15 protein-coding genes are annotated in these 15,054 nt (G+C 36.1%); 6 read left to right on the top strand and 9 right to left on the bottom strand.

All coding sequences use genetic code 11. The annotated features are described in order from the left end of the window. Nucleotides 1-4: 4 nt before the first annotated feature. Nucleotides 5-412 (bottom strand): DoxX family protein, encoded by a 408-nt coding sequence (locus ABJF08_RS14345; protein ID WP_348116944.1) that lies wholly within the window; start codon nucleotides 410-412, stop codon nucleotides 5-7. A gap of 566 nt (nucleotides 413-978) precedes the next feature. Here ABJF08_RS14345 and ABJF08_RS14340 point away from each other — a divergent pair. Beyond that, nucleotides 979-1,350, top strand: coding sequence for an endonuclease domain-containing protein (locus ABJF08_RS14340; protein ID WP_348116943.1), 372 nt, complete (start codon nucleotides 979-981; stop codon nucleotides 1,348-1,350). Between the two features lie 466 nt (nucleotides 1,351-1,816). Beyond that, nucleotides 1,817-2,233 carry a hypothetical protein gene (locus ABJF08_RS14335; RefSeq protein WP_348116942.1) on the top strand — a complete coding sequence of 139 codons (417 nt, stop codon included), beginning with the start codon at nucleotides 1,817-1,819 and terminating at the stop codon, nucleotides 2,231-2,233. Between the two features lie 98 nt (nucleotides 2,234-2,331). On the opposite strand, the gene ABJF08_RS14330 is transcribed toward ABJF08_RS14335, so the two are convergent. After that, the gene (locus tag ABJF08_RS14330) at nucleotides 2,332-2,922 is read right to left on the bottom strand and encodes an HD domain-containing protein (RefSeq protein ID WP_348116941.1); all 591 of its coding nucleotides are present in this window, start codon (nucleotides 2,920-2,922) and stop codon (nucleotides 2,332-2,334) included. A 227-nt stretch (nucleotides 2,923-3,149) separates the two neighbouring features. Here ABJF08_RS14330 and meaB point away from each other — a divergent pair, with 227 nt between their 5' ends. The 3 genes from meaB (at nucleotide 3,150) to ABJF08_RS14315 (ending at nucleotide 9,519) form a co-directional block, all read left to right on the top strand. After that, nucleotides 3,150-4,163, top strand: a complete 1,014-nt coding sequence (gene meaB / locus ABJF08_RS14325) for a methylmalonyl Co-A mutase-associated GTPase MeaB (RefSeq protein WP_348116940.1) — start codon at nucleotides 3,150-3,152, stop codon at nucleotides 4,161-4,163. A 434-nt stretch (nucleotides 4,164-4,597) separates the two neighbouring features. Beyond that, complete coding sequence (locus ABJF08_RS14320) at nucleotides 4,598-6,460, top strand: M1 family metallopeptidase (protein ID WP_348116939.1); 1,863 nt, start codon at nucleotides 4,598-4,600, stop codon at nucleotides 6,458-6,460. Between the two features lie 758 nt (nucleotides 6,461-7,218). Then, nucleotides 7,219-9,519: an acyl-CoA dehydrogenase gene (locus ABJF08_RS14315; protein ID WP_348116938.1), complete on the top strand. Its 2,301-nt coding sequence runs from the start codon at nucleotides 7,219-7,221 to the stop codon at nucleotides 9,517-9,519. Between the two features lie 75 nt (nucleotides 9,520-9,594). On the opposite strand, the gene ABJF08_RS14310 is transcribed toward ABJF08_RS14315, so the two are convergent. The 6 genes from ABJF08_RS14310 to ABJF08_RS14285 all read right to left on the bottom strand — a co-directional run bounded on the left by ABJF08_RS14310 (nucleotide 9,595) and on the right by ABJF08_RS14285 (nucleotide 13,032). Continuing rightward, entirely contained in the window at nucleotides 9,595-10,326 is a 732-nt protein-coding gene (locus ABJF08_RS14310; RefSeq protein ID WP_348116937.1) for an SCO family protein, read from the bottom strand. Next, nucleotides 10,247-10,795: a toxin-antitoxin system YwqK family antitoxin gene (locus tag ABJF08_RS14305; protein ID WP_348116936.1), complete on the bottom strand. Its 549-nt coding sequence runs from the start codon at nucleotides 10,793-10,795 to the stop codon at nucleotides 10,247-10,249. Before ABJF08_RS14305 ends, ABJF08_RS14310 begins: the two co-directional genes overlap by 80 nt. A gap of 25 nt (nucleotides 10,796-10,820) precedes the next feature. Continuing rightward, nucleotides 10,821-11,639, bottom strand: a complete 819-nt coding sequence (locus ABJF08_RS14300) for a YHYH protein (protein ID WP_348116935.1) — start codon at nucleotides 11,637-11,639, stop codon at nucleotides 10,821-10,823. 130 nt (nucleotides 11,640-11,769) lie between these two features. Further along, a complete protein-coding gene (locus ABJF08_RS14295) occupies nucleotides 11,770-12,219 on the bottom strand; it encodes an OsmC family protein (RefSeq protein WP_348116934.1) in 450 nt (149 codons plus the stop codon). Nucleotides 12,220-12,225: 6 nt separating this feature from the next. Further along, nucleotides 12,226-12,804 carry a phosphatase PAP2 family protein gene (locus ABJF08_RS14290; protein WP_348116933.1) on the bottom strand — a complete coding sequence of 193 codons (579 nt, stop codon included), beginning with the start codon at nucleotides 12,802-12,804 and terminating at the stop codon, nucleotides 12,226-12,228. Next, a complete protein-coding gene (locus ABJF08_RS14285; protein ID WP_104516606.1) occupies nucleotides 12,805-13,032 on the bottom strand; it encodes a hypothetical protein in 228 nt (75 codons plus the stop codon). Between the two features lie 142 nt (nucleotides 13,033-13,174). Between ABJF08_RS14285 and lptB the strand changes: the two genes are divergently transcribed. Next, nucleotides 13,175-13,921, top strand: coding sequence for an LPS export ABC transporter ATP-binding protein (gene lptB / locus ABJF08_RS14280; RefSeq protein ID WP_104516607.1), 747 nt, complete (start codon nucleotides 13,175-13,177; stop codon nucleotides 13,919-13,921). Nucleotides 13,922-14,240: 319 nt separating this feature from the next. On the opposite strand, the gene ABJF08_RS14275 is transcribed toward lptB, so the two are convergent. After that, complete coding sequence (locus tag ABJF08_RS14275; protein ID WP_348116932.1) at nucleotides 14,241-14,990, bottom strand: CDP-alcohol phosphatidyltransferase family protein; 750 nt, start codon at nucleotides 14,988-14,990, stop codon at nucleotides 14,241-14,243. Nucleotides 14,991-15,054 lie beyond the last annotated feature (64 nt).

Raw genomic sequence — 15,054 nt, 5'->3', positions numbered from 1 at the left:
TAATCTAACTTACTTTTTTCTTAAACAAACCATCTAATGACCAGCTATTCAAATGTAAAAACCAAATTAGAAATGCAAAAAATGCGGCGTGGATCAATTGCGAATTTATAACTACCCAATTCTCTACAAGACAACTGCCAAAAATTAAAGAGATCATTACCACCATACCAGCTACCGAAGCTTTTTTAGTAAACAAACCTAGAACTAATAGAATTCCTATAGCAAACTCTGCAACGGTAAGTGCATACCCAAAAGGAGAAACAATAAAATCCGGCAGCATAGAGTCGGCAAATTTCTTTGCCATTCCTTCACTAAACTGGGCGATTTTAGGCAAGCGTACCAGCCCATGGCCTAGCATACTTACTCCTATTGTTATTCTAGTTAAAACGTAAACAAGGTTTTTATTTTCCATCATATTAAAATTTAAACAGCAACATTACTTCTATTTGATCAAAGCTGATAAATATCTCTGTTATATGACAACCGAGAAACAGCCTTTGTCTTATTCGATAATATGTAAAACTGTTTTATCAATTCATAAAGTTAAAACAATAATGGTTTTAAGGTTTCATGATTAACATTTTGGTATGATTTTATAACAGTTCGTTCTGTCATCGCCTTTTCTAAGGCAAGGAGCAATTAAAACTCTAGATACTCAAAAGCTCCTTTCCTTAGATAAGGAAAGGTGGGTCTCGGCAAAGCCGAGACTCGGAAAGGATCGGCGCGATGTTTGAAATGATTCTAAGACCTTTCTAAATACAAACACTTTTCAACCACTCCTGATTGCATCACGGCTGGTGCCGCGAGGCCAATCTGTCCTCGCCTTTTCTAAGGCAAGGAGCCATTTAAACTCTAGATACTCAACAGCTCCTTTCCTTGGATAAGGAAAGGTGGGCAAAATGAGCAGTAGCGAGTTTTGGTCGGAAAGGATAGACGCGATCTTTGAAATAGTCGTGACGATTTTATTATATTCATATCATGAAGCAAAGAAAACCTATTCATGATTTACCACATCTTAAAAATCATCGTAAATCTTTGCGTAAAAGCTTAACACCGGCTGAGGCATTTTTATGGACTCAGCTCAAGACTCAAAAGATTCATGGTCTAAAATTTAGAAGACAACATTCTATCAAAAATTTTATTGTTGATTTCTATTGTGCAAAATTCAAATTGATCATCGAGTTAGATGGTAATTATCATGATGAACCTAATCAATTTCAGAAAGATGAAAAAAGAGATGCTGATTTAACCAATTTGGGTTTCACTATTTTAAGGTATGAAAATAAGTATGTCTTTGAAGAATTAGATCATGTACTATCAGATATTAAGAAGCATTGTCGTCTAGAATGAACTTAGTTAGTGATTTCCATCATCCTTCAACCACTCCTGATTGCATCACGGCTGGTGCCGCGAGGCCCATCTGTCCTCGCCTTTTCTAAGGCAAGGAGCCATTGAAACTCTAGATACTCAAAAGCTCCTTTCCTTAGGTAAGGAAAGGTGGGCAAAATGAGCGGTAGCGAGTTTTGGTCGGAAAGGATCGACACAATGTTTGATATGATTCTAAGACCTTTCTAAATACAAGCACTTTTCAACCACTCCTGATTCCATCACGGCTGGTGCCGCGAGGCCAATCTGTCCTCGCCCTTTCTAAGGCAAGGAGCAATTAAAACTCTAGATACTCAAAAGCTCCTTTCCTTAGATAAGGATAGGTGGGTCTCGGCAAAGCCGAGACTCGGAAAGGATCGACACGATGTATGAAAAGAATCTAAAACCATGAAAAAGAAAAGAGCTATTTTTAAATCCTAAATCAACTATTATGAAACCTCTTTTTAGAAATATTATCGCCATTATCACAGGCTGGCTTATAGGTAGTGCCGTAAATATGGGTTTCATTACTCTCGGTCATAAGATCTACCCTATAGAAGGTTTAGACCCTAACGATATGGAGGCTTTTGCACAGATTATGCCTACTCTAGATGCTCAATATTTTATATTTCCATTTCTAGCACACGCACTGGGTACTCTGGTAGGTGCTATCATTGCTGCACTTATTGCGGCAAATCATAAAATGAAATTTGCTTTAGCTATCGGTGTACTGTTCTTATTGGGCGGTATTGCCGTAAATATCATGTTGCCTGGACCGCTATGGTTTACCGTGCTAGATGTAGTAGCAGCTTATATTCCTATGGCTTTTATAGGTGGGAAAATCGCTTTAAGTTTTACTAAAAAATAAGAACATAACTCTTATTAAGAAAAGGATGATTGTGATCTCGCTTTCGCGAAAGCGGAATCTAAAAACTCTTTTAAATCAATAAAAACTTATTAGGTAGATTAGGCAAATTTCTCTTTCAACTTAGAAATATTCCTAGCCAGTTTTGGAGTAAACTGGGATTGTGCATATTGGGTGTAGAAATGATGATTTTCTAAAAAGGATAGATTTAAATCTAACCATTCCTGATCTGTGAAATTTAAAGACATCGTGTGCTGCCACTCTGCACGTAAATTGCTGTTTAAATCCATAAAATTCACGCTACCTAAATGGCTCAAATCAGAATCACACATGATTTGTTCTAAGTGGTTTTGTGGTGTTTGAGATAGTTTAGTCACCTTAATTAAATTCTTTATGATAAGGATTTTATCTTCTGGATAATCATGCTTTTTTAGAAATCTCTCGGCAAATGTGCAACTCAACTCTTCGTGACCTTCTATAGTTATCGCGTTACCTGTATCATGAAAATAGGCCGCGATAATAAGTAACTCTCTAGAGGTATCATCCATTTCTTCTTGCTGTGCAATTTGAGAGCAAGCAAGAGCGACATTGCGAGTATGCAACCAGTTATGAAAAGAATAGTTTTTACAATGACTATTTTCAATTAGATTTTTACAATACTCTTTTACTATTTTTATTAATTTAGAATTCATGAAAATCCACTTTATAAATAAGTCTCTATTAGTAATTGATTATAAGACCAAGTTTTTAACAGCCATTTATGGTGTATATTATTTGAAACAGCAGATTTTATCGTAAGAATTCCCTCCAGTTATATGTAATATACCCATAAGTATTTCATAGAAAATTTAAAGGGCTTCTTTAATTTCTATAACTTCACTTAAATTTGTGAATCAATCAGCCTTTAAACACCACCTACTTGTCTCAAAATTCTCATATCAATCCTAATTTAAAACGTAAAAAAGAAGCGGTAAATGTGGAGCAACTTTTTAGCGAGCTACATTCTGGTCACGTAAGTGCATTGAGTCGTGCGATTACTTTAGTGGAGAGTACTGCTGGTGGTGATTCCGCTTTCGCGAAAGCGATTATACAACAAGCCCTACCCTATTCAGGAAAATCCTTTAGACTAGGAATAACAGGAGTGCCAGGCGTAGGAAAATCTACCTTTATAGAATCAATAGGAAGGCAGCTCATAGAACACGGCAAGAAAGTAGCCGTGCTAGCCATAGATCCATCGAGTAACATATCACGAGGCAGTATTCTAGGCGACAAAACAAGAATGGAAGAATTGGTTAAAAGCGACCAAGCTTTCATAAGACCTAGCCCTGCAGGAACAACTTTAGGCGGCGTGGCACGCAAGACACGTGAGGCAATCATACTTTGCGAGGCAGCAGGATACGACTTTATCATAGTAGAAACTGTAGGTGTGGGACAAAGCGAGACCGCAGTCCACTCCATGACCGACTTTTTCCTACTCCTCAAACTCGCAGGCGCAGGCGATGATTTACAAGGTATAAAACGCGGTATTATGGAAATGGCAGACGCCATAATCATCAACAAAGCAGATGGTGATAATCAACTTGCCGCAAAGCACGCCAGACGCGAATTCAAAAATGCGGTACACCTCATGCCACAAAAAGACCATGAGTGGCCTACACAAGTATTTACCTGCAGCGGATTAAATGGAATAGGTATTACAGAAGTCATAGAAGAAATCAACAATTACAAAGCACACGCAACCGATAACAAAAGCTTTACAAAAAAACGCAACGCACAAGAACTCTACTGGTTCCATCAGACCATAGAAGACGCCATTAAAACCAACTTCTATAACCGCCCAGAAGTGATCTCAAAACTCGTAGTTCTAGAGAAAGAGGTTTTAGGTAAAGTAAAAAGCCCTTTTGACGCGGCTGGAGAATTGTTAAGGTTGTGATTTGACTTTTATTGAAAAAAGGAATCACAAGTGTTTAACATCCAAAACTGGATAATTTAAGATTTAAATTTATTGATATGACAATTCTAGAAAAACTAATAATGTTATTACTTGTTGGAATTATCATATACATATGGAATAAATATGTCGTAACCACTGTGATTAAAAAAGTTCCTAAAAAAAATCCAGATAATAAGCGTATGGCTGATATCCAACCTATATTCATAAAATGTTTTCAAGCATTTTAATGGCTTGGCTACTTGGGATTATGGATTGCACTTTTTACCGAAAATGTAATAGCCCTTTTTTGAAGAGAACTAAGGTCTTTAAAACATTCCACGTATGCCACGCACGTATTAAACCTAGCATATTTAATATGACATCATACATTTAAGAAAACGTAATCTTATCTTAGCACTATCAAAACCTCACAAATGAAAAATACCTTTTTTCTATTTCTAGCAACCCTATTCATAATTACAAGCTGTCAAGAAAATAAACAATCCATAGAAGTCATCAAGGAAGCAAAAACCTACCTAGAAGAATCCCATTCTTACGCACAACCTAACGATGCCGTGACGACACATCTAGATCTAGATATTAATGTAGATTTTGATACACAAATAATTAGCGGTACCGCAACTTATGATGTTATAAATAATGGTAGTAATCAAATCATTCTAGACAGTAAATTTTTAGAAATTGAAAGCGTAACCGCAAATGGTGTAGCGACTACTTTTAAATTAGGTGAGATGGATGCTACTTTAGGGCAGCCGTTAACTATTGCCATTAAAGGAGACACTCAGAAAATAGCGGTTACCTATAAAACCACTGCAAAAACAGAAGCTTTGCAATGGCTCACTGCTCAACAAACGGCAGACAAGACGAATCCGTTTCTATTTACACAAGGTCAAGCCATTTTAACACGTACCTGGATTCCTATTCAGGACAGTCCGCAAATACGTATTACATATGATGCGACTGTAAAAGTTCCTTCACGGCTTATGGCAGTTATGAGTGCTGAAAATCCTAAAGAGAAAACAGCAGATGGCGTTTACAAATTCAAGATGGAACAGCCTATACCAGCATACCTCATTGCGCTTGCCGTAGGTGATATAGAATACAAAGCGATAAGCAAACGTACTGGTGTTTATGCTGAGAAATCAATGCTGGACAAAGTACACGAAGAGTTTTCTGATATGGAAAAAATGGTTGTCACGGCAGAGAATTTATACGGTGCTTATGATTGGGAACAATTTGATGTGATTGTGCTGCCACCTAGTTTTCCTTTCGGTGGTATGGAAAATCCTCGATTGACCTTTGCTACGCCTACAGTTATTGCAGGAGATAAAAGCTTGACTTCTCTTGTGGCACATGAGTTGGCTCATTCTTGGTCTGGAAATTTAGTAACTAACGCAACTTGGAACGATTTCTGGCTCAATGAAGGTTTTACCGTTTATTTTGAAACTAGAATCATGGAAGCGCTTTACGGTAAAGATCGCGCAAATATGCTTGCGTTAATCGGTCGTCAGGATCTTGAGGACGAGTTAGAAGCATTGAGCGAGTCACCTAATGACACAAAATTAAAACTAGATTTAAAAGGCCGCAATCCAGATGATGGTATGAACAGCATCGCTTATGATAAAGGTTATCTGTTTTTACGCACGCTGGAAGAAAAAGTAGGTCGCGAGCAAATGGACGCTTTTCTAAAATCATATTTTAAGAAGAACGCTTTTTCCACCACTAATACAGAAGACTTTATCGTTTACCTCAATGAGAACTTAATAGATAAAAACAACATCTCTTTTAATACGGAAGAATGGATTTATCAACCAGGCATTCCAGATAATGCAGCTGTCATAGAATCTGATGCATTTTTTAATGTAGAAAATACACTAGAGCAGTTTTTAAAAACAAATAAAATAGACACTGCTGCAACACAAAACTGGACACCACAAGAATGGGTTCATTTCGTACGCAATTTCCCTCCAAGTATAACTTTAGAGCAAATGAAACAACTGGACGACAGCTTTGATTTTACCAACTCTAGCAATTCATATATCAGTATGGTATGGTTTGAGCAGTCTATTTTAAACGGTTATGATGGTAACGATGTTGATTCTAAAATTTCAGAATTCTTGAATACCGTAGGAAGACGTTGGTATGTTACTACTCTTTTTAACGCTTTCGCGAAAGCGGACAGAATAGACGAAGCCCTAGAAATTTACAAAACCGCTAGAGGCAACTATCACAGTGTGACCGCAAATACGGTGGATGAGATTTTGGGAGTAAAATAGTTTAATTCTAAATTCACTACTCATTCTAAAAGCTCCTTTCCTTATTTGAAGAAAGGTGGATACGGTGTTGGTAATTAGATCTAAGTATTTTCTTTTTACAAACATCTTTCAACCACTCCTGATTCCATCACGGCTGCCGCCGCGAGGCCAATCTGTCCTCGCCTTTTCTAAGGCAAGGAGCCTTTCATATCCTTAATACTTATTGAGCACCTTTCCTTAGGTAAGGAAAGGTAGGTAAAATGAGCAGTAGCGAGTTTTGGTCGGAAAGGATAGGCGCGATATTTGAAATGATTCTAAGATCTTTCTTAATACAAGCACTTTTCAACCACTCCTGATTGCATCACGGCTGCTGCCGCGAGGCCAATCTGTCCTCGCCTTTTCTAAGGCAAGGAGCCTTTCATTTCCTTAATACTTATTGAGCTCCTTTCCTTAGGTAAGGAAAGGTGGGCGAAAGGAGCGGTAGCGAGTTATGGTCGGAAAGGATAGGCGCGATATTTGAAATGATTCTAAGATCTTTCTTTTTACAAACATCTTTCAACCACTCCTGATTCCATCACGGCTGCTGCCGCGAGGCCAATCTGTCCTCGCCTTTTCTAAGGCAAGGAGCCTTTCATATCCTTAATACTTATTGAGCTCCTTTCCTCAGATGAGGATAAAAGAACTCTACTCATAGAATACGTTAAATATTGGTGCATAATTAATTTTTAAAGTATCTTTTATCATTCTTAAAAAAGCATTGATAATTTAAAATTAAAACCATGTCAGTTTCCATACAAGATCCCTTATTACCATTTTTACCTTTATTATATATTGCATGGGCTGATGGTATTCTAGAAGAGACCGAAATAAATTTTATCAATAAAAAAATTAATGAGAACAAAACCATAAAACCAGAAACCAAAGATATGGTTTGTAAATGGTTGAATCCTCAAAATCCGCCGTCTGCTCGAGTACTGGCTTATTGGAAAAATTACATAAAGCAAAATGCAGATCTATTAAATCCGTCTGAAAAATCAGATTTATTTTCCATTGGTACACAACTTGCAAAGAAGGAAGACACAGAAGATTGGGTAAATGATGAAACTAAAGAATCGCTTCATTTAATAGAAGATTATCTGGGAATAGTAAGTCGTGAAGCATTGCGATCTGTTTATGAAAACGATCCTGTAACTTCTACCTACTTACCTACAGAAGACTTATCTAAAAAAGCGTATTCTGAACCTTTAAAAGCTCTTTTACAACATGGGCATCCAGACATTAAATCTAGAGTACAAAGTATTCTTGATCTTCATAAAGAATCTATAGAAAGTTATGATGACGATTTAAAAACGCGAAAAGAGAAAGTACTAAAATGGTGTAAAGAATTAGCAAACGCAGGTTTAGGAAATCTAGCCTATCCACCAGCTTATGGAGGATCTGGCTCTATGCCAAAATATGCTGCTGTTTTTGAAGAGATATCTAAGTATGATTTGAGTCTAACGATCAAGTTTGGGGTTCATTTTGGATTATTCGGTGGTAGTGTAGAATCGTTGGGTACTAAGATGCATCATGATAAGTACTTAAAAGATATAGGTACGATGGCATTGCCAGGTTGTTTTGCCATGACGGAAATGCATCATGGTAGTAATGTAAAAGCATTACAGACCACAGCTATATATCAACCGGATGATAAAACCTTTATCATAAACACTCCATCTCAACACGATAGAAAAACTTACATAGGTAATGCTGGCATGCATGCTCAAATGGCAACCGTGTTTGCTCAACTTATAGTGAATGAAGAAGAGCATGGTATTCATGCTTTTCTAGTCCCTATACGAGATAGTAAAGGAAATACCTTAGATAATATTACCATAGGTGACAACGGTCATAAGATGGGATTAAACGGTGTCGATAACGGTACATTACATTTCAAAGCGGTAAAAATTCCAAAAGAAAATTTACTGAATAAATTTGGAGATATTGATGAAGACGATAAATACACCAGCCCTATAAGCAGTTCTTCTAAACGTTTCTTCACCATGCTAGGAACTCTAGTAGGTGGAAGACTTTGTGTACCTATAGCAGGACAATCTGCTGCAAAAAAGGCTTTGAATATGGCTGTTTATTTTGCACTAGATCGCAAACAATTCGGACCACCAGGGAAAGAAGAGCAATCTGTTATGGATTATCCTACACATCAAAAGAAATTGATGCCGTTAATTGCAAATGTCTTTGCTTATGACTTTGCTCATGATTTCTTATTAAATGATTATTCAAATAATAAAGAAGCAGATAGCCAGCAAGTAGAAGCACTTGCAGCAGGATTAAAAGCTCTGAGCACATGGAATACTACAGAAACTATACAGATATGTAGAGAATCTTGTGGAGGAAAAGGATATTTAAGTGAAATGTATTTTGATCTACTTAAAGCAGATACAGACATATTTACCACATTTGAAGGAGATAATACTGTGTTATTACAACTCACAGCTAAAAGTCGTTTAACCTATTTTAAAAAGCAATTTGGTAAAATGGACTGGTGGGATACTCTCAAATATATATCTAGTATTGCTTCTACTAATTTAAGTGAGTTGAATCCTATCGTAACTAGAGATACGTCAGAAGATCATTTATTAAGCAACGAGTTTCAGACCGATGCCTTTACATATCGAGAAGAGTTCTCTTTACGCTCACTTGCTATGCGATTAAGTAAAAAAATTAAAAATGGAATGGATAGTTATGACGCCTTCCTAGATGTTCAAGTACATTTAATTGATATGGCAAGTGCCTATATAGATCGAGTGGTTCTAGAACGATTTATTGTTACTATTGATGAGCAAAAAGATGACAGCGTAAAAGAAGTACTGACATCTCTTAAAAATTTATATGCATTGCATCTCATAGAAAAAAATAGAGGATGGTATCTAGAACATGATTACATATCAGGATCAAAATCTTTAGCCATAAATAAGCTTGTTGCAAAACTTTGTAAAGAGTTAAAAGAAGAAAGCCAGCAATTAGTTGATGCTTTTGATATACCTAGACACATGACAGAAAGCGCTTTGAAGTTTTATTAAAATCAAAAAATCCATCTTTAAAAACGAGATTTAAATCTTGTTTTAAAGATGGATTTTATAATAAGTAATTAAAGATTATTGTTCGTTTTGTAATGTCTTTACATCTGCTATAAGATGGTTAATCGATGTGGTGTTTAAACCATTATAAATACCTCGTATATGACGATTTTTATCTACTAGAATAAAGTTCTCTGTGTGTAAAAAATCATCATTACTTTTTATTTCTCCCAGATCTTCTTCTACAAAGTACTCATTTCTTCCTAAATTATAGATTACTTCTTTATTACCTGTAACCAGATGCCATTTATTAGGATTCACCTTTTTTCTTTCTGCATATTTCTGTAAAATCTCTGGCGTATCAAAATCTGGAGTTACGGAATGAGATAGTAACATAACATCATCACTCTGTAAAAACTCCTCTTGAATACGAGTCATATTTTCTGCCATTTTAGGACATATACCTGGGCATACTGTAAAAAAGAAATCTGTAATGTAGATTTTATTATCAAAGGTCTTATTAGTAACAACTTCCCCATTTTGATTAGTCAACTCAAAATCTGGGATTTTATGAAAGTCTTTTAGAGAATCACTATCACTAGAAAACCAGTGTGGAGTAAAACTAGCCTCGCCATAATATGGTAATGCTTCTACTCTACTTTCATTTTGTTGTACTCTTAATGTCGTTGTTTCTTCCGGTTCTGTTTTACAACTAGAAATAAATAAAACACTACAAAGTATCAGACACCACAGACTGGTTCTCGAGGTTAAAGCAAAGAGTTGCTCTTTTAAGACCAAAGATTCTGCCATTTTTTGCTTCATAATTATTGTAGATTTTTCCGTTTTTGCGATAAGCGGTTTGCATACCATCTTCACGTCCATTGTTAAGGTTCATTTCCTTAAAAATAGAACCTGACTTGTAATATTGGGTTTGTTTACCGTGTGCTATACCATTTTCAAATAAAGCTACAGATCTCAAATTCCCATTGCTCCACCACGATCTGGTTGTACCGTCTTGTAAACCGTCTTTATAATTAGATTCAAAACTGAGTAATCCAGTTTCAAACCATTTTTTATAAATCCCATTACGCTTGCCATTAAGGTAAGCGATCTTCTCTGCCATTACATCATTATGATAATATTGCACAGCATATCCTGTAAAGGGCTGCTCTTTAAAAAGAAGAAGCCCTTCATTAGGTTTTAAAATCAATTCCTTTTTATCCACTTCTACTAGCTGTATTGAATTCTCTATTTGAGAATCATTTTTACAACCTATCATTAAAGCGATAAAAAATAGAACTAAACTACTGTATGTTATTTGCTGTACCTTGATAATCTCCTGGGAATATAATGTAGTATTGACTTAAATATAACTCGTTTTGAATATGGTAATGATATTCACCATCTGCATTATGAGGTGTTGCCCCAAAATGTCCACCAGACGCATCTAAATCTGTTGGATAATTTCCAGAAGGATAATCTTTTCTACCATAGATAAAGAAACCATCGCTTATAATACCTATTAAGGCGTCATCATCATCAGAAAAAGCTTTAGGCTCTAAATGATAGTGATAACTCTGTGGGCCTGTATGTGCAGCTGTATAATCTAGAGAACCTACTGCATTATCCAGAGGTACATTGGGACCTTCTTCGTCATTATAAATAACAGAACCACTTACTGCGATTCCTATTGCTCCTAATCCTGTAGCAGATGAGTTAGAAGCTAATGCTGGAGATGCAGGAACTGTTAAAGTATAAGAACCATTAAAGTCGTCTATATTTCCAGGGGCCATTTCTGCCTCACTCGTTACCGTAGGGTCTACATATAAGATATGGTCTGCAGCTGCTGGACCAGTTACAATAACGTTTCCATCTGGACCAGTTAAAGAACGTGTGTTTGTATTAGACCAATAAGGTGAGGTATGATTAGGTAAACCATTAGTTTCTATTACAAAACTAGAACCGCTCACCATAGCAGTCACATTATTTGAATCAAAGTCTGCAAAGGCTGGGTGTAATTCTGTGGTTGCAACACCACCATCATCGTCTGTTGTGGTTGCAGATCCTTCATCGTCAGAGCCACATGAAGTTAGTAATGCTCCAGAAGTTAACCCTACAAGCATAAGGTTCAACATTATTTTTTTTGAGGGTAGTTTCATAGTCAACAATTTAAATTGATAGAAGTACTTCGTGCACCTCTTCACATCTTAAGACTAGAAGATTTTTAAAAAGTTTAATCAACTCTTAAAAAAATCATAAAATTTTAATTTCTGATTGAATTGAGATTTCAAAATTAACTGAATTTGCGATAAAACAAAGCTGGTGTGCTTTGTCATGCAGACGTATAGCTAGTGTTTTTTGATTCTTATTTTTAATGGTAACTACAGGATTTAACTGTACTGCTGTAAAACCACCGCTAGAGTCTGCACGTAATTCTAGTGTACCCACTGCGGTATCTTTATAATCTATAATTTCTATGCCTTGCTGCTGGCATACATAAAAGTAAGACATCATATGACAGGAAGAAAGTGCACTAAGTAATAAATCTTCTGGATTGCGTTTATCTGGCTCTCCTTTAAATTCTCTAGCGGCACTTACGTTCATACTTTCCTTTCCATCAATGGTAGAAGTATGAGTTTTAGGATTAACAAATTGATCTTTTTGCCATTGGGTATGGACTTCAAAATGGAATTTACTTTTCAAAAATGGTTAATTTATAGTGGTAGATATTCCGTATCTCGCTTTCGCGAAAGCGTACAACCATACAAATATTAAACCTAGAATAAGCCCCATAAACGCGCCCATGAGCACATCACCTAGATAGTGAACCCCTAGATACACACGGCTATAGGCTACTAATACTGACCAGACGATCATAACGATACCTATCGTTTTATGTTTTCTCTTTAATAGAAACCACAAGAATGTGGCTAGCGCAACGGCGCTGCTGGCATGACCGCTATAAAATCCATAAGTACCACCACTCTTACCTACTTTAGAAATAAGTCCTTCTAACGCTGGCTCTCTAAAAGGACGGAATCTTTCCATACTATCTTTAAAAAAACTAGCTAGTTGGTCGCTACAAGTTATTAATAACGCGATAGCTATTAATGCAATAATTAGATTCCGTGTACCCAGTTTCTTATATAATATATATAAAACAAAGAGATATAAAGGAATCGCATACAACTTATGAGTAACAACGTTGAAGAATAAATCTACAGCATCATTACCCCAATCGTTAAGAAAAAGCGTTGCGTCCCAATCTAATTGTTTGATATCTTCCATTTACTTTTCGTAAAGTTCCATTTGCTCATCGTAGAATCTGCTTGCTTCTTCGATAAGGTTTTTAGTTTCTTCTTCTAGCTCTTCGGCATCTTCTTTAGTCACCTCTTCTAGAAACTCTACCTCATCATCTTTGAGGTTGATGATAAATCTTGGGTAATCTAGGTGAATGACAAAAATATCTTCAGGATAATGAACGTTATCGCCCATAAGAAATCTAGGAAGTTCCATTAGTTGTTTTTATTAGGTAAAAATATCGTTTTAGTATCGAATAATCTCTTCTTAAACTGGCTTTACCTTATTTAATGATGCAATCTAATAAATTCTGAATATAGAATTCACTATATAGAATTGAAAAAACTAAATTTGTTCCATGCGAAAGAAACTAAGAGCTGATAATTTACAGAAATCCTATAAAGGTCGTCCGGTAGTTAAGGGCGTGTCTTATGAAGTGAATCAAGGAGAAATAGTAGGATTACTAGGGCCTAATGGTGCTGGTAAAACCACTTCTTTTTACATGACCGTAGGACTGGTAAAACCTACTGGTGGTGACGTGTGGCTGGACGATAAAAAAATCACACAATACCCTATGTACAAACGTGCACAGAATGGTATAGGTTATCTAGCGCAGGAGGCTTCTATCTTTAGAAAACTAACTGTAGAAGAAAATATATTAGGGGTATTACAACTGACTGACCTTTCTAAGAAAGAACAAAAAGAACGTTGTGAGAAACTTCTAGAAGAATTTAGTCTACAAGACCGTCGCAATAGAAATGGTGATTTATTGAGTGGTGGTGAGCGACGCCGTACAGAAATAGCTCGTGCGCTAGCAACAGACCCTACTTTTATATTACTAGATGAACCATTTGCAGGTGTAGATCCAGTCGCGGTAGAAGATATACAGAGAATAGTTGCACAACTGACTAAGAAAAATATAGGTATTCTTATTACTGACCATAACGTACAAGAAACGCTCGCTATTACTGACCGCACGTACTTAATGTTCGAAGGTAAGATCTTAAAACACGGTTCTCCAGAAGAACTTGCTGAAGATGAAGTGGTACGTCGTGTTTATCTAGGACAGAATTTTGAGTTGAGAAAGAAGAAGATTTTTGAGTAGGGTTTTGTTTAGTATTTGATAACTTATTAAAAAAGTATAAATCAGGAACTGCACGCTAACTCCTACTTGTATAAATATTAAACAAAGATGGATGGTACTACTAGAAAATCTTAAATTGAAATAATCAACAGTAAATATGGATAAAGCTTATCACCGCGGCCATGGTAAGCATTAAAATTAAACCATAATCTTTAATGATTTTTGTCTTTAAAATGATCTTATTTGGTTGTTTCTCTCCAAACCATTTCAACCATCGTACGTGAATAAACATTACGATAAACGCAAGGCCTAGAAATATAAATGGTAGATATAACTCCAATTAGCTGCGCTTCATCACATTATTCACCACACTCATCAAAATATAAATTACAATAATACAAGGTACTGCATAAATTTGAAGTGTTCCTATTAATGTAATACACAAAGCGATAAAGATCCAGCGTATTTCATTTCCTTTCCAGCCGAAGCTTTTAAACTTTAAAGCAAATAGAGGCAATTCTGCATTAAGAATATAAACACTGAAAATAGTGATAATCGTTAATACATAAGGATTAGTCAGCGCCTCTGTCACCCAGCCTGCGTTGTAATCTTGTGCGATAATACCTAATGAGATGATTAAAATGGCATTTGCCGGTGTAGGAACTCCTATAAAAGAGTCGGTCTGTCTGGTGTCTATATTGAATTTGGCCAGTCGGTAACAACTACCTAAAGTGATTAAGAAACCTAAAATAGGAATCCATGTGTAATTAAACAATTCATGATTACCTATAAGTTGATTTCCATTTAACTGAATAATATTATTACCTATTGCATCGCTCAACATTTGATACATGACAATTCCTGGTACAAGACCACTAGTAACCATGTCTGCAAGCGAGTCCAGTTGTTTGCCTAGCTCGCTAGAAACGTGGAGCAATCTCGCGGCAAGACCATCAAAAAAGTCAAAAAATATTCCTGCTGCTACAAAAATACCAGCCAGAATAAGCTCGTCATTAAATGCATAAATAGCTCCTATACATCCACAAAGCAGATTCAATAATGTAATAATATTAGGTACCCAATTCTTCATGATACAAATATGCAGTTTTTTACTGATGTGTTTTGCCTACTTTTGAGGCAATATCCACAGATTA

The sequence above is a fragment of the Nonlabens sp. genome, assembly GCF_039941875.1.
In the GTDB taxonomy this organism is placed as follows: domain Bacteria; phylum Bacteroidota; class Bacteroidia; order Flavobacteriales; family Flavobacteriaceae; genus Nonlabens.
Note: the sequence above shows the minus strand (reverse complement) of the source record. Positions and strands in the feature narration are given on the sequence as shown.

What these genes read in the sequence shown, in the direction of transcription:
- ABJF08_RS14345 (WP_348116944.1), bottom strand. Translation starts at nt 412, where the DNA reads ATGGAAAATAAAAACCTTGTTTACGTTTTAACTAGAATAACAATAGGA.
- ABJF08_RS14340 (WP_348116943.1), top strand. Translation starts at nt 979, where the DNA reads ATGAAGCAAAGAAAACCTATTCATGATTTACCACATCTTAAAAATCAT.
- ABJF08_RS14335 (WP_348116942.1), top strand. Translation starts at nt 1,817, where the DNA reads ATGAAACCTCTTTTTAGAAATATTATCGCCATTATCACAGGCTGGCTT.
- ABJF08_RS14330 (WP_348116941.1), bottom strand. Translation starts at nt 2,922, where the DNA reads ATGAATTCTAAATTAATAAAAATAGTAAAAGAGTATTGTAAAAATCTA.
- ABJF08_RS14320 (WP_348116939.1), top strand. Translation starts at nt 4,598, where the DNA reads ATGAAAAATACCTTTTTTCTATTTCTAGCAACCCTATTCATAATTACA.
- ABJF08_RS14315 (WP_348116938.1), top strand. Translation starts at nt 7,219, where the DNA reads ATGTCAGTTTCCATACAAGATCCCTTATTACCATTTTTACCTTTATTA.
- ABJF08_RS14310 (WP_348116937.1), bottom strand. Translation starts at nt 10,326, where the DNA reads ATGGCAGAATCTTTGGTCTTAAAAGAGCAACTCTTTGCTTTAACCTCG.
- ABJF08_RS14305 (WP_348116936.1), bottom strand. Translation starts at nt 10,795, where the DNA reads ATGATAGGTTGTAAAAATGATTCTCAAATAGAGAATTCAATACAGCTA.
- ABJF08_RS14300 (WP_348116935.1), bottom strand. Translation starts at nt 11,639, where the DNA reads ATGCTTGTAGGGTTAACTTCTGGAGCATTACTAACTTCATGTGGCTCT.
- ABJF08_RS14290 (WP_348116933.1), bottom strand. Translation starts at nt 12,804, where the DNA reads ATGGAAGATATCAAACAATTAGATTGGGACGCAACGCTTTTTCTTAAC.
- ABJF08_RS14285 (WP_104516606.1), bottom strand. Translation starts at nt 13,032, where the DNA reads ATGGAACTTCCTAGATTTCTTATGGGCGATAACGTTCATTATCCTGAA.
- lptB (WP_104516607.1), top strand. Translation starts at nt 13,175, where the DNA reads ATGCGAAAGAAACTAAGAGCTGATAATTTACAGAAATCCTATAAAGGT.
- ABJF08_RS14275 (WP_348116932.1), bottom strand. Translation starts at nt 14,990, where the DNA reads ATGAAGAATTGGGTACCTAATATTATTACATTATTGAATCTGCTTTGT.